Genomic DNA, 17,742 nt, shown 5'->3' with positions numbered 1-17,742 from the left:
CTGCCGGGGCCGCGCCCCCCCCCGGGCGCCCCCCCCCCGGGGGCCCCGCCCGTCGGCGTCGCCGCTACCGGTCAGCCCGGCGGCCGACCCGGCCCGGCCGGACCGCCCGGACGGCCCTGGTTGCCGCCGTTGTTGTTACCGCCGTTGTTGTTACCGCCCCGTCCGTTGCTGATCTGCAACAGAACCGTGTCGCCCTTGGTGGTGCGGCCCGAGGGGTCGGTGCCGGCCACGGTACCGGCGGGGCAGCTCGAATTCACGGTGCCGTCCTCGATCTCGACCTCGAAGCCGGCGTCCTTGAGCCGGGCCCGCGCCGAGTCCTTGGACTGGCACTTGACGTCGGGGATCGACCGCTGGTCGCCGTCGACGGACTTGCCGCCCGGCGGCGTGAAGTTGATCGACGGCTTGCCCTTCATCGCGTCGCGCAGCGTGTTGTAGACCGGCGGGTTCACACCGCCCGGCTGGTCGTGCTTCATCTTCTCGTTGGTCTGCGGCCAGTCCGGGTCGGCGAGGATGCCGGCGATCGCGAGCTGCTTGGTCATCGCCACCAGCGCCGCGGTCCGCTCCGAGTCGGTGGTACCGCTCTTGCCGGCGACCGGGTGGTCGACGATGCCGCGCACGTTGCCCGCGGTACGGGACGAGCCGCACTTCGAGGTCGGGGAGTTGTCGCCGACCGGGCAGCGGGCCGCGTCGACCGCGGAGCGCGCCACCTCGGTCTTGACCACCTGCTTGCACTGCGGGTTCGCCACGTCCAGCTTCTGGCCGTCCTGGTCGCGGATCTCCTGCACCGGGATCGGCGCGCAGTACTTGCCGTCCGCGGCGAGGGTGGCGTACGCGTTGGCCAGCTCCAGCGGGGTGGTGGAGGAGACGCCGAGGGTGAAGGCGCCCCACTGGTTGGCGGCGTTCCGGTCGTTGGCGATGGCGGCGTCGGTGGCCGCGCGGAACTGGATGCCGAGCCGCTTGGCCACGTCGACCACGTTCGCCGCGCCGACCTTCTGCTCCAGCGGGACGAAGTACGTGTTCACCGAGGCGCCGAAGGCGGTCCACATGTTGTGCTGGCCGGCCATGCTGGCGCTGGAGTTGGTCGGGCAGTAGTGGTTGCCGTTGCAGGCCGCGTCGCTGCTGGAGTCGATGATGTACTTCGACACGAACTGCTGCGGCGCGTTGATCGAGTAGCTGAGCGGCAGGCCCTTCTCCAGGGCCGCCACCAGCGTGAACATCTTGAAGGTCGAGCCGGCCTGGTACCCGGTGATGTCGCCGCCGCCGGTGAGCAGCGGGTTCGTCGTGTTCGGGTACGTGCCCCGGATGCCCTTGCGCTTCTTGGCCGGGTTGCTGGAGATGCCGTTGGCCGGCTTCTCGGGGTTGTCCAGCTTGAAGGTCCGGTTGACCGCCAGCGCGCGTACCCGGCCGCTGCCGGGCTCGATCGCGGCCAGCATCATGGCCTCTTTCTGGTTGGCCTTGAAGTCCTTGTCGATGTTCTTGTTCGCGGCGTCCTGGACCTTCGGGTCGAGCGTGGTGACGATGCTGTAGCCACCGCTCTTGAGCCGCCGCTCACGGTCGTACGTGGTCGCGCCGAAGGTCTCCTGGTCCAGCCACCAGCGGTAGAAGAAGTCGCAGAAGAAGCCCCAGGTGTTCTTGGTGGTCGAGACGCAGCCGTTCGGCGTCCGCTTGTCCTTCACCACCAGCTTGACCGCCTTCGCGGCGTCCGCCTCCGCCTGCGTGATCGCGCCCGTGATCACCATGTTCTGGATCACGTAGTTGCGGCGCTCCACCGCCTTCGGGTAGCCCTCCTTGGTCGTCGGGTCGAACGACGTCGGGGCCTTGACCAGGCCCGCGAGCATCGCCGCCTCCTCGATCTTCAGATCCTTGGGCGGCTTGCCGAAGTAGACCTGGCTGGCGGCGAAGATCCCGTACGCGCCGTTGCCGAAGGCGGCGATGTTGAGGTACCGCTCAAGGATCTCGTCCTTGCTGAGGTCGCGGTCGATCTGCAGGGCGTACCGCATCTCGCGCAGCTTCCGGCCCGGCGTGTCCTCGGTCGCCGCGATGACGTCCTCGGGGCTGGTGGCCGAATAGGAGATCGCCAGGCGCACGTACTGCATCGTCAACGTGGAGGCGCCCTGCTGGTCGCCGCCGCTGTTGTTGTTGACGAAGGCGCGGGCGATGCCCTTCATGTCGACGCCGTTGTGCTTGTAGAAGTCGTGGTCCTCGGCGGCGATGATGGCCTTCGACATGTTCGGCGAGACGTCCTTCAGCGGTACGTCCCGCCGGTTCTCGTCGTACATGGTGGCGAGCGGCGTTTTGCCGTCCGAGGCGTACAGGTAGGTGATCTGCGGAGCCCGCCTGACGGTCAGCTCGCTCGGCAGTTTGTCGAAGGTTTCGGCGCCCGCCTTCGCGGCCAGGCCGGACATCGCCACTGCGGGGAAGGCGGCCGCGGCGACCACGACGCCGGCCAGTAAGCCGCAGATCAGTAGCGACGCGGCATTCGTCAGCACATTGTGGTCACGTTTCCGCATCCAGGTCACCCCGTCAGGGTACGTGAGCCCGTCCGGGTGCGTGCGGCGGCAACAAGGTCATGTCCCGCGTACTTTCCCCATTTCCTGCGGGCGCCGGCCTCGTTGTGCTAAGCGCACGGCAACACACCTGGCAGTGGTTGCGGCACGCGCCGTCGAGTCTCCTCCTCGCGGGCGATCCCCGTGGCGTTTTCGCAGGCCACTGCCGGGTATTGCGGGGATCGGCGGCCAGGCGAAGAGTCTGGAGTGTCCGGATTCATGGATTTGGCCGACAACGTTGCGTAACTAGTTGACTACAGAGCATGATGGTACGGCGAGGGATCGCAGGCCGTTTGGTGCGTCTTGGGGGAGATGTACCCGGCGGCCGCCAGGGGGGTTATCGCCGGTGTCCGGCGCGAGCCGGCAGCGGGATTGCTTTGTAGCGGGAAATGTCAAGGGGGGACGTGAACAGATGGGCATGATTCCAGACTGGCCCACGTTGGCGGCGTGTCAGAACGGGGACCCTGACGCGCTGTTCGTGCAGGGTGCCGAACAGAACGTGGCGAAGCGGATCTGCCGCAGCTGCCCGGTGCGGTACGAGTGCCTCGCGGACGCGCTCGACAACCGGATCGAATTCGGGGTCTGGGGCGGCATGACCGAACGAGAGCGCCGCGCCCTGCTCCGCCGGCACCCGCAGGTGGCCAGTTGGCGGAAGATGTTCGAGGCCGCGATGCGGGACAAGCAGAAGTCGCTGGTCACTGCCGGCTGATCGCGGCACCGATCGTGCGCAGCCCGTCGACGTCGTGGACGTCGGCGGGCTGCGCCGTCACCGCCACCGTCGGTACCGCCGGGAACGCGTCGGTGAACCGGGCCGCCACCCGCTGCTCCCGGGCCGCCTGCTCCATCAGCGCGGCGTGCGCCCGCAGCGTCTCCACCGTCGCCGCGTGGCCGCCCAGCTCCGCCAGCCGCTCGGCGGCGGCCAGGCTCTCCTCCGCCGTCGGCTCCGGCACGGCCGGCCGGTGCACCCGGTTGAGGACCAGCCCGGCCAGCGGCATCCGCTCCTCGCCCAGCCGCCCCGCGAAGTAGGCCGCCTCCCGTACCGCGTCCGGCTCCGGCGCCGCGACCAGCAGGAACGCCGTCTCCCGGGCCTGCAGGATCCGGTACGTCTGCTCGGCGCGCTGCCGGAAGCCGCCGAACATCGAGTCGAGCGCCGCCACGAACCCCGACAGGTCGGTCAGCAACTGCGCGCCGAGGATCTTCTGTACCACCCGGGAGAACATCCCGAACGAGGCCGTGACCAGGCTGAACATGCTCCGCCCGCCGGAGCGCGCCGGGGCCAGCAGCAGCCGCAGCATCCGTCCGTCGAGGAAGCGGGAGAGCCGGGCCGGCGCGTCCAGGAAGTCCAGCGCCGAACGGGACGGCGGGGTGTCGACCACGATCAGGTCCCACTCGCCCCGGGCGTGGAGCTGCCCGAGCTTCTCCATCGCCATGTACTCCTGCGTACCCGCGAAGGTCGAACTCATCGCCTGGTAGAAGGGGTTGGCGAAGATCTCCGCGGCCTTCGCCGGGTCGGTGTGCGCGAGCACCACGTCGTCGAAGGTCCGCTTCATGTCGAGCATCATGGCGTGCAGCTCGCCACCGCTGGACTCGGCGTCGATCCCCTTGACCTGGCGCGGGGTGTTGTCCAGCTCGGTGAGGCCGAGCGACTGGGCCAGCCGGCGGGCCGGGTCGATCGTCAGTACGACCGTACGGCGGCCGTGCCGTTCGGCGGCCCGCAGCGCGAGCGCCGCGGCCGTGGTGGTCTTGCCGACGCCGCCCGCGCCGCAGCAGACGACGATCCGCACACCGGGGTCGGCGAGGATCTGGTCGACGTCCAGCTGTGGCGCCGCGTGATCGGAAGGCACGAAACGAGCGTATCGGGATTGCCACGTCCGCGACCCGAGGGCGGCGGGAGGTGTGAGTCAATCGGCCAGCCGGGTTCCGTCCGGAGGGGCCGTTCCCGGTCAGCCGAGCGCGGCGGCGAGCCGGTCCAGGCTCGCCCGGTCCACCCCGCTGGTCAACAGCGGCAACTCGATCATCGGTACCCCCAGCTCGGCCAGGTCCGCCCGGAGCGAGTCCTCCAGCGCCCGCCGGGTGATCTGGTCCCGCGCCTCGGCGTGCAGCCCGGCGACCGTCGTACGGTCCGCCGGCAGCCCGGCCGCGACCAGCCCGCGGCGCAGCTCGGCCTGGGTGACCTTGCCGGCCAGCAGCGGAGGGCTCGCGGCGTTCAGGATCACCCGGCCGACCGGGATGCCGAGCTTGCCCAGCTCCTCGATCGCGTCGATGGTCTCCTGCACCGGCATCTCCTCCAGCAGCGTCACGACGTGCACCGACGTGATCGGAGAGCGCAGCAGCGCGGCGACCCCCTCGCTCTGGGTCTTGATCGGGCCGACCTTGGCCAGCCGGGCGGCCTCGGCCGTGACGTTGAGGAAGCGGCCGATCCGCCCGGTCGGCGGCGCGTCGAGGATCACCGAGTCGTAGACCCGGCGCCGGTCGACGGTACGGGTGGTGGCCTCCTTCACCTTGCCGGTGAGCAGGACGTCCCGCAGGCCGGGGGCGATGGTGGTGGCGAAGTCGATGGCGCCGAACTTGCGCAGGGCCCGGCCGGCCGCGCCGAGCTTGTAGAACATGTCGAGGTATTCGAGCAGCGCCTCTTCCGGGTCGACCGCCAGGGCCCGCACCTCGCCGCCGCCGGGCACCGCGGCGATCCGGCGCTCCTCGTACGGCAGCGGGTCGGTGCCGAAGAGCTGGGCGATGCCCTGCCGGCCCTCGACCTCGACGAGCAGGGTACGGCGCCCCTCGGCGGCGAGCGCGAGCGCCAGCGCCGCCGCGACGGTGGTCTTGCCCGTGCCGCCCTTCCCGGTGACCACGTGGAGCCGGGCCGGCCAGCCCGTGGTCGCCGGGTTGACCGCTCGTTCACCTGCGCGCACGCTTCGAGCGTAGGTCATGTTCTGTCGATCATGTCAGGACACCGCAGGCCGTGCGCCGGCCCGGGTGACGCCGGCCACCCGCCGCACCCGGACCGCCCGACCTCCGCCCTCGCGACGGTCCGGTCTCAGCTGACGTCGCAGACCCACCAGCCGGTCTTCTGGATCACGGTGAACTTGAGCTGCTGGTCGCTGATCTTCTCGTCGCTGGTCGTCATGGTCAACTTCACCGACACCGTGGCGCGGTCGGCGTCCTGGTCCTCGACCTTCGGCGGGGTCCACTTGAAGCGCGGCTCGCGGTACGTGGCCGAGTACTGCCGGATCTCGGCGACCTTCTCCTCGATCGCGGCGCGGTCGCGGGCCTCGGAGCAGACCAGGCTCGCCGCCTCGGTGGCGTCCTTGTCCGTGTAGACCGCGGTGAGGAAGCTGTCCACGGCGGTGACCGGCTCGGCCGCGCCCTCGCCGTTGCCGCCGTCGCGCAGCAGGAAGAAGGCGGCGGTACCGCCGCCACCGCAGAGCAGCACCATCACGACCAGCGAGAGCGCGGCGATCAGCAGGCCGCGGCGCTTCCTGGGTGGCTGCGGCTGCGGCGGGGTGCCGTAGACCGGTGGCTGGCCGGGCTGGGGGTAGCCGGGCTGCGGTTGGCCGGGCTGTGGCGGCGGATACCCCGGCCCGTTGGACGGGCCGCTCCCGGCCGCGGGCTGGGGCGCGCCGGGCGGTACGCCGGGCACCGCGGGCTGGGGCGCCCCCGGCGACGACGCCGCGAGCTGCGGTCCGGGCGGCGGCGGGACCGGCGCGGCGGCCGGTTCGGCCCCGCCGGCCTGCGCGGTGGGGAGCGACATCGTCGCCGCCGCGTCGAACGCCGCGGCGGTCGGTACGACCTGGGTCCGCTCCAGGTCCTGGCCCGTCCCGGTCGGCGCCGTCCGCGTCCCGTCCTGGTCCGGCCCGCTCGGTACGGCCTGGGTCCGGTCCTGGTCGGTCCCGGTCGGTACGGCCTGGGTCCGGTCCTGGTCGGTCCCGGTCGGTACGGCCTGGGTGCGGTCCTGGTCGGTCCCGGTCGGTACGGCCTGCGTGCGGTCCTGGTCCGGTCCGGGCGCCGGTTCGGGCTCGCTCGGCGCTTCCATGAGGGTGGCGGCGGGGTTGGCGGCGGTCGCGTCCGCGGGGTCGGCGGGGGACCCGTCGGCGGTCGAGCCGCTCGGGTCCGGGCCGGAGGCCCCGGTCTCGCCACCGGGAGCGCCGCCACCCGTCGCGGTGGGCTCGTCCCGACCCGGCAGGGGCTGGGTCGAGTCCGCGTCGGGCGGGAGGGCGTCCGCGGCGTCACCGGCACCGGCGCTGGGTGGTTGCGTCATGTTCTCCCCCCGGTTGGACCGCCGTTCGGTGCTCCGGCCGGCTCACCGCCCGTCGGCAACGCACCGCCCGTCGGCAACGGTGATCGCCTCTGGCGGGCGGGCGTGGGCCCGCTCGACGGAGAGCGTAGCGCCCGCGCCCCGACGCGTAGCACCGAGCGAAGGGACGCACCCGGACGGTCCGGGCCGCGCCCCCGGGCCGGGCCTTTCGGCCCGGGGCGGCGGGCCGCCACGCGCTCGGCGGCGCCGTCGAACCCGGGCCCCGGCGAGGAACGAGCTGGCACCTCGCCCAGGAACGAGCCGGGCCCCGGCCAGGAACTCGGTGGGGCGCGGCCGACGCGCGTCAGGTTGTACTCCTAGGTGAATGTCCCTACTGTCAGTAGTTGTAGGAGTTAGTGCCGGAAAATGCGAATCCGGCGCCGACCATCCGCCCGACCCGACGCCCGGAGGCACCGCATGCGCGACCACGTGGACAACTACGCGCGTACACACGTCGAAACGAGCCAGCGGCAGCAGCCGCAGCGGTCCCCGGGTACGACCGCCGACGGCGACGGCGCGCCGGCCGCCATGCCGCTCAACGAACGCTCGTACCGGCGCGGCTCCGATCCGTTGCAGCACTTCCGGCCGCCGCCACATACCGCCGGCCGGGCCCCCGGCGGGCGGGAGGACGACGAACCGGGCTACGTGATCCACCTGCCGATCCGGGTGCACGACCTCGCCGCGGCCACCCGGCTGGCGTACACGGTGGCCGGCTCGCTCGCCTTCCTGCACGAGCTGGACCCGGGCGAGACGACGGTCTCCACCGCGGACGACCAGAACAACCGGCACCGGGTCTTCTGCGACCTGCTGCTGCCGGACCGGTCCCGCTGCCCCCAGCAGTACGAGCATTACGGTGCCTGCGGTCACCGCCCCGATCTCGACGCCGAGGAGGGCCTGGCGCCGGGCGTCGGCGCGGAGGGCGGATCGGTGCCCCGCCAGTGGGACCGCCCCTGAGCCCGGGGGCGACGCCGGCCGGGCGCCGGTGGGCCCACCCCGGCCGTACCCGGCGCACCCGGCCGTAGGCTGTCGGCGAAGATTCCGCGGATTAGGGAGCCCTCTAGCCATGCAGAAGTGGGAGTACGCCACGGTGCCGCTGCTGGTACACGCGACCAAGCAGATCCTCGACAACTGGGGCGAGGACGGCTGGGAGCTGGTGGCCGTGATACCCGGACCCAACTCCGAGCAGCTCGTCGCGTACTTCAAGCGGCCCAAGCCGTGAGCGCGGGGATCGCGGGAACCCGGCCGGTGGACGGGGGACGGGCATGAGCAACGGGCCGCACGCCAAGCTGGCCGAGCTGGGACTGACCCTGCCCGAGGTGGTACCGCCGCTGGCGAGCTACGTACCGGCGGTGCAGTCCGGCCGGCACGTCTACGTCTCCGGCCAGCTGCCGATCGTGGACGGCAAGCTGCTGGCCACCGGCAAGGTCGGCGCGGGCGTCTCGGCCGACCAGGCGAAGGACCTCGCCGAGCAGTGCGCGCTCAACGCGCTGGCGGCGGTCGACGCGCTGGTCGGCCTGGAGAACGTCGTGAAGATCGTCAAGGTGACCGGCTTCGTCGCCTCGGCCGAGGGCTTCACCGGCCAGCCCGGCGTCATCAACGGTGCCTCCGACCTCTTCGGCGCGGTCTTCGGGGAGGCGGGCCGGCACGCGCGCAGCGCGGTGGGCGTGGCCGAGCTGCCGCGGGACGCCCCGGTCGAGGTGGAGGTCATCGTCGAGGTGGCCTGACGCCACCCTCGCTCCGGCGTTCGACCGGTCCCTCCCCGTACGGGTGGAAACCTCCTTCAGCCAGGGGCGACGGGAGGGGGCCGGTCGCCGGTGACGCCTTGCCGACGAGCCGGCCCTCGGTGACTGGTCGTACCATCGCAGCCATGACGGGGCATGTGACGGCGCCCGCGGCGGCGCTGGCGGACCAGCTGCCGAGCTGGGTGACGCTGGTGCGGGCGGACAACCCGGGCCCGATGACCCTCGACGGCACCAACACGTGGATACTCCGGGCATCCACGGATGAATCGGGCATAATCATCGACCCGGGACCGGCGGACGAGGAGCACCTCGGCCGGCTCGCCGGGTACGCCCCGATCGGGCTGATCCTGATCACCCACGGGCACCCCGACCACGTCGAGGGCGCCCGTCGCCTCTCCGAACTGCTCGGCGGGGTGCACGTGCTCGCCGCCGACCCGGCGTACTGCGTCGGCACGCAGCGGCTCGACCCGCTGGAGAGCTTTGCCGGCTTCGGCTTCCAGATCGACGCGCTGGACACCGCCGGGCACACCCGCGACTCGGTCTGCTATCTCGTGGACCGCGACGGCGACCAGGCCGTCTTCACCGGCGACACCATCCTCGGCCGGGGCACGACCATCGTCGCCCACCCCGACGGCGACCTCGGCGACTACCTGGACAGCCTGGAGTTGCTCAGCGCGTACGACGGGATTCCCGCCCTGCCGGGGCACGGCCCGGCGCTCGCCGACTGCGCCGTCGCCGCCCGGTTCTACCTGGCCCACCGGCGGGCCCGGCTCGACCAGGTGCGCCAGGCGCTCGCCGCCGGCGCCAGCACCCCCGCCGAGGTGGTCGCGCGGGTCTACGCCGACGTCGACCCGTCGCTGCGGTCCGCGGCCGAATGGTCCGTTCGGGCGCAGTTGGCGTATCTGCGCCGCGAAGATCGGGAATCCGAGCCGGCGGCCGGCGGGTTGGACACTCCGTGACCTGCCCGGTGTGCGGAACCGTCGCTGTACCCGGCGCGCGGTTCTGTCACAACTGTGGCGCCGCGCTGCCGGCCGCGGCGACCCTGCCCGCGGCCGAACGCCGCGTGGTAACGGTGCTCTTTGGTGATTTGTCCGACTTCACGTCCTGGTCCGAGGATCTCGACCCGGAGCGGGTCGGCGCGGTCACCGACCGGGTCCTCGCGGCCCTGGCCGGCGCCGTGAAGACCTTCGGCGGGCACGTCGACAAGCTCACCGGCGACGGAATCATGGCGGTCTTCGGCGCCCCGGTCGCGCACGAGGACGACGCCGAGCGGGCGGTCCGCGCCGCGCTGTCGATGCAGCGCGCGGTGCGCCGGGTCCTCGACGACGAGCAGGGCGGCGGCGCGCCGCTCGGGCTGCGGGTCGGCCTCAACACCGGTGACGTGGTCGCCGGCATCCAGGCCGCCATCGAGTACACGGTCATCGGCGACACGGTCAACACGGCCGCCCGGCTCGCCGACGCCGCCGCGATCGGCGCCGTCTACGCGGGCGCCAGCACCGCCGCGGCCACCCGGCGCGTCGCCTCCTGGCGGCAGCTGCGGCCGCTGCGGCTCAAGGGCAAGCGGGAACCGGTCGAGGCGTACGAGCTGCTGGGTCTGCTCGACGCGCCCGGTACCCGCTCCGGCCTCGGCGACGAGGCGCCCTTCGTCGGGCGGGAGACCGAGATCGGTCGGGTGGCCGGCCGGCTCGCCGAGGTCGTCGACCGCAGCGAGCCCCGGGTGCTGCTGATGACGGCCGAGGCGGGGATCGGCAAGTCCCGCTTCGCCGCCGAGGTCGAGCGGCTCGCCGCCGGCTACGACGTCGGCCCCGGCCGGTACGCGGCGCACACCGGCGCGCGGGTGCTCACCGTACGCTGCGCGGCGTTCGGCGAGCGCCGCCGGCTCGCCCCGCTGGCCGACCTGGTCCGCGCCGCGACCGGCCTGCCCGGCGACTCGGCGACCGGCGTGCTGCGGCCCGTGGCGGAGGAGCGGCTGCGCCGCCTCGGCCAGCGCCTCGCCCGGTACCAGGACTCCCCGGCGCCGTTCGCCACCGATCTGCTCCTCGGCCTGCTCGGCTACGTCGAGCTGCCCGGCGGCTCCGCCGCGGTCCCGGCCGAGGGCGAGTGGAGCCCCGGCGGTCCCGGCCCCGACGCCGAGGCGGTACCGGCCGCCGTGGCCGACCTGCTCAGCGCGCTCGCCGCCGAGAGCCCCCTGGTGGTCATCGTCGACGACCTGCACGACGCCACCCCGGAGACGGTCGACGCGCTCGGCGTCACCCTGTCCCGGCTGGCCGGGCCGGTGCTGGTGCTGCTGCTCGGCCGCCCCGAACTGGTCCGCACCGCCGGTGCGCTGACCCGGGTGGCCGACGCCGAGGTGCACGCCCTGCCGCCGCTGCGCGGCGCGGACGCGGCCCGGCTGCTCACCGCGTACCTGGGCGGCGGGCGGCTGCCCCAGGCCGACGCCGACCGGCTGCTCGCCACCGCCCAGGGAAACCCGTTCTACCTCGCCGAACTCGTCACCCTGCTGATGGAGCGCGGGGCCCTCACCACCGTGCTGGAGCGGGGCAACCCGACCGGTGCCGCCTCCGGCGGCGCCTGGTGGCGGCTGGTGCCCGGCTCGCTGGGCAGCCGGCTGCTCTCCCGCGACCTCGCGGCGGTGCTCGCCGCGCGCATCGACGCGCTCCCCGCCGAGGCCCGCTCCGTGCTGCGGGACGCCGCCGTCATCGGCGACACCGTCCCGGCCGGCACGCTGGAGGCGCTGCGTGAGCGCCGGGCCGGCCTCGACGGCCGCCCCGCCGCCGTGGTCGCGGTCGAGCTGGACCGGGCCGTCGAGGAGCTGCTGCAACGCCGCATGCTGCACCGCACCCGCAGCGGGTACGTCTTCGCGACCCCGCTGATGCGCGAGGCCGCGTACGCGGGGATCGGCAAGGCGGACCTGGCCGAGCGGCACGCCGTACTGGCGCAGTGGGCGGCGCCGGCCGGCCCGGGCGGCGCGACCGGACCCGGGGGCCCGGCCGGGGTGAGCCCGGCGGACCGGGACGCCTTCGTCGCCGAACACGTCGAGCGGGCCACCGCGCTGGCCGACGCGGTCGGGCTCCGCTCCGACGCGCTGGCCCGCCGGGTCGCGCCGCTGGGCATCGCGGCGCTGGGGCGGGCCGCCCAGCGTGCCCTCGCCGCCGGCGAGCCCGCCGCCGCGGTGGCGTACGCCGAGCGGGCTGCCGCCCTGGCCGGCGGCAATCTGGGCGCCTGCGACCGGCTCACCCACGCCCGGGCCCTGTTCCAGGTGGGCCGCGCGGCCGAGTCGCTCGCCCTGGCCGAGAAGATCAGCGCCAACGCGGGCGAGGACGTGTCGAGCCGGGCCGGGGCGCTGCTCGTCGCCGGGCAGGCGTACCAGGCGCTGGGCGAGCACGAGCGGGCGGTGGCCAGTTGGCAGGAGGCGCTGCACGTGGCCACCGACGCGGACCTGCCCGGCCCGCGCGCCTCGGCGATGCGCCGGCTCGGCATGGTCGACTTCATCGGTGGCCGGCTGGCCGAGGCGAGCAGCCGCTTCGCCGGGGCGTACCAGGTCAACCTCGACTCCGGCGACCGGCGCGGGCAGGCGTGGTCGTTGCAGAACCTGGCCTGGGTCACCACCACCCGCGGCGACTTCGCCGGTACCGACGCGGTGCTCGGGCGGGCGGCGCGGCTCTTCGCCGAACTCGGCGACCCGGTCGGGCGGGCCTGGTTGCGCGGCACCACCGCGTTCGCCCGGCTGCTCGCCGGCCGGCTCCGGGAGACTCGCCGGCTGGCCCGGATCTTCCTGCCCTTCGGCGAGCGGGTCGGTGAGGCGTGGGCGGTGGGCACGCTGCGCGCGGTCGAGGCGTTCGCCGCGGCCGAACTGGGCGAACTGGGCGAGGCGGACCGCGGGGCGCGGCGCGCGTACCGGGACTTCGCCGCCGCCTCGGACGACTGGGGCCGCAACTTCGCGCTGGTCGTACGCGGCGCCGTGGCGCGGGGGCTGGGCGAGCCGGAGCACGCGGCCGACCTGCTCACCGACGCGCTGGCGTACGCCCACGAGAGCCGGCACCCGTTGCTGATGGGGCTGGCCGGGGCGTTGCACGGCTTCGTGGCGCTGGACCAGGGCGACGTGGCGCGGGCGGAGCGGGACGCGCGGGCCGTGCTCGACACGGTCGGGGCGCAGAACCCGGCGGGTCCCGTGCGTACCGGACCGACCGTGCTGCTGGCGACCGCCCGGCTCGCGGCCGGCGACGCGGACGCCGCCGTGCGGCTGCTCGAACCGCTGGTCGACGTGGAGACCCCCGCCACGCTGCTCTTCTCGCGCCGGCACGTGCTGGCCCGGTACGCGTCGGCGCTGCTGGCGCAGGGCCGGGCCGACGAGGCGCTGGAGTGGGCGCGGCGCGCGGTCGAGTCGCCCACCGAGGAGGTACGCGGCCAGGTGCTCGGCGCCGAGGTGCTGGCCGAGGCGCTGGCGGCGGTGGGGCGGCTCGACGAGGCGATCGCCGCCGCCGACGAGGCGGTCCGGTTGGCGTACTCGACGCAGCAGGTCAGCGAGCGGCCGGGCGCCGAGGCGCTGCGCGACCAGCTGGCCCGGCGGTGGTCCCCGCCACGCGGCGCGACCGTCGCGGCCGGGCCCGGGGGCGCGGCCGTCGCGACCCTGGCGGGCGGCGCAGCCCTCGCACCGGATTCGCGCGTGGTCGTGCCCGGCCCGGTCGGCGCGCGGCTCGGCGAGGTGGCCGCATCGGGCGGTGCTCCTGTCGGAACCGGCGATGCGCCGGTGCCGCGACAACGTTAGCCTTGGTCGATCTGTGCGGTCGCCGTGACCCTGTGTCCACGGTGGACGCACGCCGCTCCTGCCTGACCGGAGAGACAGATGAGGCTGCCCCGCACCGCCGCGTCGTGGACGATGGCCGGGTTCGGGATCATCGCGCTGGGAATGGGAATTGTCGGTCTGGTACGGCCGGAGGCGCTGCTGAACCTGCTCGGCTTCCAGGTGCTGGCGGCGGACCAGCGGGCGGCCGGCGACCACACCCGTACCTTCATGGCCGCCTCGTCGATGGCGTCGCTGAACATGGGGGTCTACTACCTGGTCGCCGCGGCCACCGACTGGCGGCCGTTCCACCTCTTCTCGGTCTTCTTCCGGCTGCTGACCTTCACGGTCTTCACCACGCTCGTGGTGACCGAGGTGGCGCCGGACCGGTTCTTCGGCGTCGCGCTCTGGGAGGGGATCGGGGCGGTGGCCACGGGCGCCGGGCTCTGGTTCGACCGGCGGCGCGGGGTCGGCGCGACGCCGGCCGGGATCGTAGCGGCGAAGGCGTGAGCCCCACCCGCCGCCCGTCGCGTCGCGCGTCGAGCCGCCGGTCGCGGCCCGGTATGGGCCGGTCGGCGGTGCGGGCCGCCGGAAGGTCCCACCTCTTCGGTATTTTCGAACGGTGACCCATACCCCGCCCGGCGCGCTGCCGCTGCCGGCCGTGCCTGGTCTGACCGATTTGGAGGTCTTTGCCCGGGGTGGCTACGCCACCGTCTACCGCGCGGTCCAGCAGTCGGTGGGGCGCGAGGTCGCGGTCAAGGTGGAGAACCGCACCCTGGACAGCGAGCGGGACCAGGCCCGGTTCCTGCGGGAGGCCCGGGCGGCCGGCCGGATGTCGTCCCACCCGCACGTCGTCGACCTCTTCGACGTCGGCGTGACCCCGGACCAGCACCCGTACCTGATCATGGAACTCTGCGACGGCTCGTACGCGGAGCGGATGCGCAACTCGCCCCTGGACGCGGTCGAGGCGCGCGAACTCGGCGTGAAGATCGCCGACGCGCTCGCCCACGCGCACGACTCGGGCGTGCTGCACCGGGACGTCAAGCCGGCGAACATCCTCTACCAGCGCTTCAACACGGCCGTGCTCGCCGACTTCGGCCTGGCGGTGCTCGCCGAGGTCCGGGACGCGTCGGTCACCCTGGAGGTGCTGACCCCGGCGTACGCGCCGCCGGAGATGTTCCGGCACGCCCCGCCCTCGCCCGCCGTCGACGTGTACGCGCTCTGCGCCACCCTCTACGCGGTGATGCACGGCAAGCCGCCGCGCTGGCAGGCCGACCGCAACCCGAGCCTGGTCACCCTCATGGAGCTCTTCCACCAGCCCATCCCGGACCTGCCCGGGGTGCCGCGGGCACTGCTGGACGTGCTGCGCGCGGGGATGGCCAACGACCCGGACCGCCGGCCGTCGGCCGCCGAACTGGGCGCGATGCTCGCCGCGGTACCGCTCGGCCCGGCCGGTGGCATCGCGCCGACCTCCGGCGCGCCCGTCCCGGGCATGCCCAGCTCCGGGCCGCCCTACCGGACGCCGGTCAGCGGCGCGCCGCCGTACCCGCCGGGTGGCGGGGCCTCGCCCCCGTACCCGTCGGGCGGCGGGACCGGAACGACGTACCGGCCCCCGGCGCCCCGCCCGCCCCGCGACGACGAGACCCCGACGGTACGGACCCCGCTGACCCGCCGGGCGCTGCGCTGGTTCCTCGGTGGCCTGGGGGTGTTCGCCCTGATGGCCGGCGCGGCCGCCGGTGCCTGGGCCGTGGCGCGCTCCGGCGCCGGGGTCCCGACGCCCACCGCGAGCAGCCGGGGCGTCACCACGCCCCGCAGCGTCCCCTCGTTGGCCGGCGGCGGGGCGCTGGCCAACTGCCTGGTCGCGCTGCCCGGCGGGGGCCGCTGCCCGGCGGAACTGGAGTGCTTCGGGCCGGTGCTGGTGCGGGGTACGGCGGCGCAGGCCGACCGGGTGCCCTGCACCGGCCGGCACACCTTCGAGAGCTACGCCGAGGGCGAGGTGCCCGGGGAACTGCCCGCCGACGACTACAAGGCGGTCAAGGCCGACGCGACGGTACGCCAGGTCTGCGACCCCAACACGTTCCTGCTGGTCACCCTGAAGAGCCCGAACGGCTGGCGGCTGGAGGTGCTGCCGCCGAGCCGGGATGAGGCGACGAGCGGCGAGCGCACCTACCGCTGCCTGGCCGGCAAGGGCACCGACCAGCTCACCACCCCGACGCTCGCCCGCGACTGACCGGGCGCCGTCCGGGCCGACCGGCCGCCGGGCGGAATACCCCGCGGTCCCCGCGAGTTCTCAGCCTCGGATTGAGATGCTGGGTACGGGGGCGGAGCGGGAAGTGGCGGGGGTGTCGGCGATGAAGCGCAACATCGCGGTGGTGTCGGCGGGTCTGCGGCAGCCGTCGTCGAGTCGGCTGCTGGCCGACCGGCTGGCCGAGGCGACCCGGCGGGAGCTGGAGCAGCTCGGCGCCGAGGTCGAGATCCACACGATCGAACTGCGGGACCACGCGCACGACCTGGTCAACAACCTGCTGACCGGATACCCGTCTCAGCAGCTCGGGCCCGTGCTCGAAGCGGTGACCCGCGCCGACGGCCTGATCGTCGTCTCGCCGACCTTCACGGCCTCGTACAGCGGGCTGTTCAAGTCGTTCGTCGACGTGCTGGACGACACGGCGCTGGTGGACAAGCCGGTGCTGATCGCCGCCACCGGCGGTACCGCCCGTCACTCGCTGGTGCTCGAACACGCCCTGCGGCCGCTCTTCGCGTACCTGCGGGCCGTCGTGGTGCCGACCGCGGTCTTCGCGGCACCGGAGGACTGGGGCGCCGGCGAGACCGCCGAAGGCAACCTGCCGCGCCGGATCGACCGGGCGGCCCGGGAGCTGGCACGCGAGGTGGACCGGCGCGAGGGACCGGCGAACGCCGACCCGTTCGACAATCCCACCCCGTTCGAGCAGCTGCTCGCCGGGGAGTGACGCACGGCCGCCGGCCCGACCGGGGCGATGATCCCGGTCGGGCCGGCGGTCCGGCGATCGGTGCTCAGACGATGAGGAACTGCATGTTCGTCTGGTTGCGGAACTTGCAGTCGTAGAGCGTCACCGCCACGCCCGACTTCCTGCTCTGCCCGGGAATGTTGAGGCACTTGGGGGCCAGGACGGACCGGGTCTGGATCCAGCACCGGTCGGCCGGCGCGCCGCACATGATGATGAAGATCTGGTCGTAGTCGTAGTCGCACTTCCGCTGGACGATCTTGACGTTGTTCTTCTCCCCGCCGTTGGTCTGCCAGCACCAGCCGGCCTGCCACTTCGGCCGGATCGCGTACGTCAGCGGGTTGCCCTCGTCCTGCAGCGGCACGATCTCGAACTTCTGGGTCTTCTTGGCCGGGTCGCAGGCCCGCTGCTGGATGGTGGCCCCGTTGGCGCCCTTCTTGCTGGTGCTCGACGCGGTGAGGCACAGGCCGCTGTTGCCCGCGCGGATCTGGTGCGTGCCGGTCTTCGGCCCGGCCGCCGCGGTGGCAGTCGAGCGCTTCGCGGCGTCGGCGCGCGAGTCAGGGCCGATGCTGGCGACCGCGAAATAGCCGACCAGGAGCAGGCCCACCAGGCCCAGGAGCTGGATCGATCGGGGCACCCGCGAAATCGCGCGGGGCATGGCGAACAGCCGGTTCATACCGCCACCTTCGTGTTGCAGAATCGGGTTTCGTCCTTGCCCTGGTACAGGCAGAGCAGGACGCGAACGTCTCGGGCGTTCTTGTAGAACTGGGTCAGGGCCGCGACGCGTACCTTCGCGGTGGTCTTTATCTTGGTGGTCTTGACCTTCTTGGTCTTGCAGTCCACAAAGGTGACCACGAGAATCGCGCCGTGCTTGTCGCTGGCATTCCTGTCACTGAGGCCCGCGTGGACCTCGCCGTTGTAGCACTTTCCGCTCTTCTTGTAGATCACGGTTCCGTCGGCCTGGCCGCCCCTGCCGGAGTCGGTCGTGACCAGGTCGAACTTCCACTTCTTGCTCGGTACGGCGGCGCTCGCCACGACCGCGCTGCCCAGCAGGCCCGCGATGATGAGTACGACCGCTCCGAGCAGCGCCAGCATGCCCTTGCCACGTGGCGGACTTTTCATTGGTTCTCCCGTTCGCTGTTTCCGTGAATTGGTGTCGCGCTTTCGGACCATCGAGATCCGGGCGCCGGAGAACAGGCAATCAGGAGTGATTCGGCAGTTTCAACATCGCCGATGTATGGGACAGTACGGGACCGTTTGGATTCCCGTGTCCAGCCGCTCGGAACACATTCGCCGGTGCGCCGGGACGGCCGTCCCGGTCCGGTCGCCCCGTCCGGGACCGACTGTCAGACCGGGTGATGGGGTTCGGTCGGGCACTGTTCCGACCTGCCGAGTGACC

14 protein-coding genes and 1 pseudogene are annotated in these 17,742 nt (G+C 73.3%); 9 read left to right on the top strand and 6 right to left on the bottom strand.

Annotated features, from left to right (window positions below; genetic code table 11):
* Nucleotides 1-71: 71 nt before the first annotated feature.
* Nucleotides 72-2,510, bottom strand: a complete 2,439-nt coding sequence (locus tag AB0J86_RS11990) for a transglycosylase domain-containing protein (RefSeq protein WP_363856150.1) — start codon at nt 2,508-2,510, stop codon at nt 72-74.
* A gap of 448 nt (nt 2,511-2,958) precedes the next feature.
* Between AB0J86_RS11990 and AB0J86_RS11985 the strand changes: the two genes are divergently transcribed.
* A complete protein-coding gene (locus tag AB0J86_RS11985) occupies nt 2,959-3,255 on the top strand; it encodes a WhiB family transcriptional regulator (protein WP_363856149.1) in 297 nt (98 codons plus the stop codon).
* On the opposite strand, the gene AB0J86_RS11980 is transcribed toward AB0J86_RS11985, so the two are convergent.
* The 3 genes from AB0J86_RS11980 to AB0J86_RS11970 all read right to left on the bottom strand — a co-directional run bounded on the left by AB0J86_RS11980 (nt 3,242) and on the right by AB0J86_RS11970 (nt 6,801).
* Nucleotides 3,242-4,390: an ArsA-related P-loop ATPase gene (locus AB0J86_RS11980; protein WP_363856147.1), complete on the bottom strand. Its 1,149-nt coding sequence runs from the start codon at nt 4,388-4,390 to the stop codon at nt 3,242-3,244. The two genes, AB0J86_RS11985 and AB0J86_RS11980, sit on opposite strands and share 14 nt — an antisense overlap.
* 99 nt (nt 4,391-4,489) lie before the next feature.
* The gene (locus AB0J86_RS11975) at nt 4,490-5,455 is read right to left on the bottom strand and encodes an ArsA-related P-loop ATPase (protein ID WP_363856145.1); all 966 of its coding nucleotides are present in this window, start codon (nt 5,453-5,455) and stop codon (nt 4,490-4,492) included.
* A 125-nt stretch (nt 5,456-5,580) separates the two neighbouring features.
* A complete protein-coding gene (locus AB0J86_RS11970; RefSeq protein ID WP_363856143.1) occupies nt 5,581-6,801 on the bottom strand; it encodes a hypothetical protein in 1,221 nt (406 codons plus the stop codon).
* A gap of 564 nt (nt 6,802-7,365) precedes the next feature.
* Between AB0J86_RS11970 and AB0J86_RS11965 the strand changes: the two genes are divergently transcribed.
* From AB0J86_RS11965 to AB0J86_RS11930, 8 genes and pseudogenes are all read left to right on the top strand, one after another.
* Nucleotides 7,366-7,791, top strand: a complete 426-nt coding sequence (locus tag AB0J86_RS11965; protein WP_363856176.1) for a hypothetical protein — start codon at nt 7,366-7,368, stop codon at nt 7,789-7,791.
* A 109-nt stretch (nt 7,792-7,900) separates the two neighbouring features.
* Complete coding sequence (locus AB0J86_RS11960; RefSeq protein ID WP_363856142.1) at nt 7,901-8,056, top strand: DUF4177 domain-containing protein; 156 nt, start codon at nt 7,901-7,903, stop codon at nt 8,054-8,056.
* Nucleotides 8,057-8,099: 43 nt separating this feature from the next.
* The gene (locus AB0J86_RS11955; RefSeq protein ID WP_363856140.1) at nt 8,100-8,561 is read left to right on the top strand and encodes a RidA family protein; all 462 of its coding nucleotides are present in this window, start codon (nt 8,100-8,102) and stop codon (nt 8,559-8,561) included.
* A 143-nt stretch (nt 8,562-8,704) separates the two neighbouring features.
* Entirely contained in the window at nt 8,705-9,538 is an 834-nt protein-coding gene (locus AB0J86_RS11950; protein ID WP_363856138.1) for an MBL fold metallo-hydrolase, read from the top strand.
* Nucleotides 9,535-13,143, top strand: a pseudogene (locus tag AB0J86_RS11945) (adenylate/guanylate cyclase domain-containing protein); the annotation flags it as partial. The gene AB0J86_RS11950 and the pseudogene AB0J86_RS11945, both read left to right, overlap by 4 nt.
* Before the next feature lie 282 nt (nt 13,144-13,425).
* Entirely contained in the window at nt 13,426-13,872 is a 447-nt protein-coding gene (locus AB0J86_RS11940) for a hypothetical protein (protein WP_363856137.1), read from the top strand.
* Between the two features lie 112 nt (nt 13,873-13,984).
* Nucleotides 13,985-15,592 (top strand): serine/threonine-protein kinase, encoded by a 1,608-nt coding sequence (locus tag AB0J86_RS11935; protein ID WP_363856135.1) that lies wholly within the window; start codon nt 13,985-13,987, stop codon nt 15,590-15,592.
* A gap of 121 nt (nt 15,593-15,713) precedes the next feature.
* Nucleotides 15,714-16,328, top strand: coding sequence for an FMN reductase (locus tag AB0J86_RS11930; protein ID WP_363856133.1), 615 nt, complete (start codon nt 15,714-15,716; stop codon nt 16,326-16,328).
* 64 nt (nt 16,329-16,392) lie between these two features.
* Here AB0J86_RS11930 and AB0J86_RS11925 read toward each other — a convergent pair whose 3' ends face one another.
* Together AB0J86_RS11925 and AB0J86_RS11920 are read right to left on the bottom strand one after the other, a co-directional pair.
* Nucleotides 16,393-17,019, bottom strand: a complete 627-nt coding sequence (locus AB0J86_RS11925; protein WP_363856131.1) for an RICIN domain-containing protein — start codon at nt 17,017-17,019, stop codon at nt 16,393-16,395.
* Complete coding sequence (locus AB0J86_RS11920) at nt 17,016-17,465, bottom strand: hypothetical protein (protein WP_363856129.1); 450 nt, start codon at nt 17,463-17,465, stop codon at nt 17,016-17,018. The genes AB0J86_RS11925 and AB0J86_RS11920 overlap by 4 nt, the downstream gene beginning before the upstream one ends.
* Between the last annotated feature and the right edge of the window lie 277 nt (nt 17,466-17,742).

Origin of the sequence: Micromonospora sp. NPDC049559 (assembly GCF_040676675.1) — a bacterium.
Taxonomy (GTDB): domain Bacteria; phylum Actinomycetota; class Actinomycetes; order Mycobacteriales; family Micromonosporaceae; genus JBFAPK01.
The sequence above is the reverse complement of the archived record's forward strand: the minus strand, read 5'-3'. Positions and strand labels throughout refer to the sequence as shown.

Excerpts from the sequence above, each read along its gene's own strand:
- AB0J86_RS11990 (WP_363856150.1), bottom strand. The coding sequence starts at position 2,510 with ATGCGGAAACGTGACCACAATGTGCTGACGAATGCCGCGTCGCTACTG.
- AB0J86_RS11950 (WP_363856138.1), top strand. The coding sequence starts at position 8,705 with ATGACGGGGCATGTGACGGCGCCCGCGGCGGCGCTGGCGGACCAGCTG.
- AB0J86_RS11920 (WP_363856129.1), bottom strand. The coding sequence starts at position 17,465 with ATGAAAAGTCCGCCACGTGGCAAGGGCATGCTGGCGCTGCTCGGAGCG.
- AB0J86_RS11985 (WP_363856149.1), top strand. The coding sequence starts at position 2,959 with ATGGGCATGATTCCAGACTGGCCCACGTTGGCGGCGTGTCAGAACGGG.
- AB0J86_RS11940 (WP_363856137.1), top strand. The coding sequence starts at position 13,426 with ATGAGGCTGCCCCGCACCGCCGCGTCGTGGACGATGGCCGGGTTCGGG.
- AB0J86_RS11930 (WP_363856133.1), top strand. The coding sequence starts at position 15,714 with ATGAAGCGCAACATCGCGGTGGTGTCGGCGGGTCTGCGGCAGCCGTCG.
- AB0J86_RS11970 (WP_363856143.1), bottom strand. The coding sequence starts at position 6,801 with ATGACGCAACCACCCAGCGCCGGTGCCGGTGACGCCGCGGACGCCCTC.
- AB0J86_RS11960 (WP_363856142.1), top strand. The coding sequence starts at position 7,901 with ATGCAGAAGTGGGAGTACGCCACGGTGCCGCTGCTGGTACACGCGACC.
- AB0J86_RS11965 (WP_363856176.1), top strand. The coding sequence starts at position 7,366 with ATGCCGCTCAACGAACGCTCGTACCGGCGCGGCTCCGATCCGTTGCAG.
- AB0J86_RS11955 (WP_363856140.1), top strand. The coding sequence starts at position 8,100 with ATGAGCAACGGGCCGCACGCCAAGCTGGCCGAGCTGGGACTGACCCTG.
- AB0J86_RS11925 (WP_363856131.1), bottom strand. The coding sequence starts at position 17,019 with ATGAACCGGCTGTTCGCCATGCCCCGCGCGATTTCGCGGGTGCCCCGA.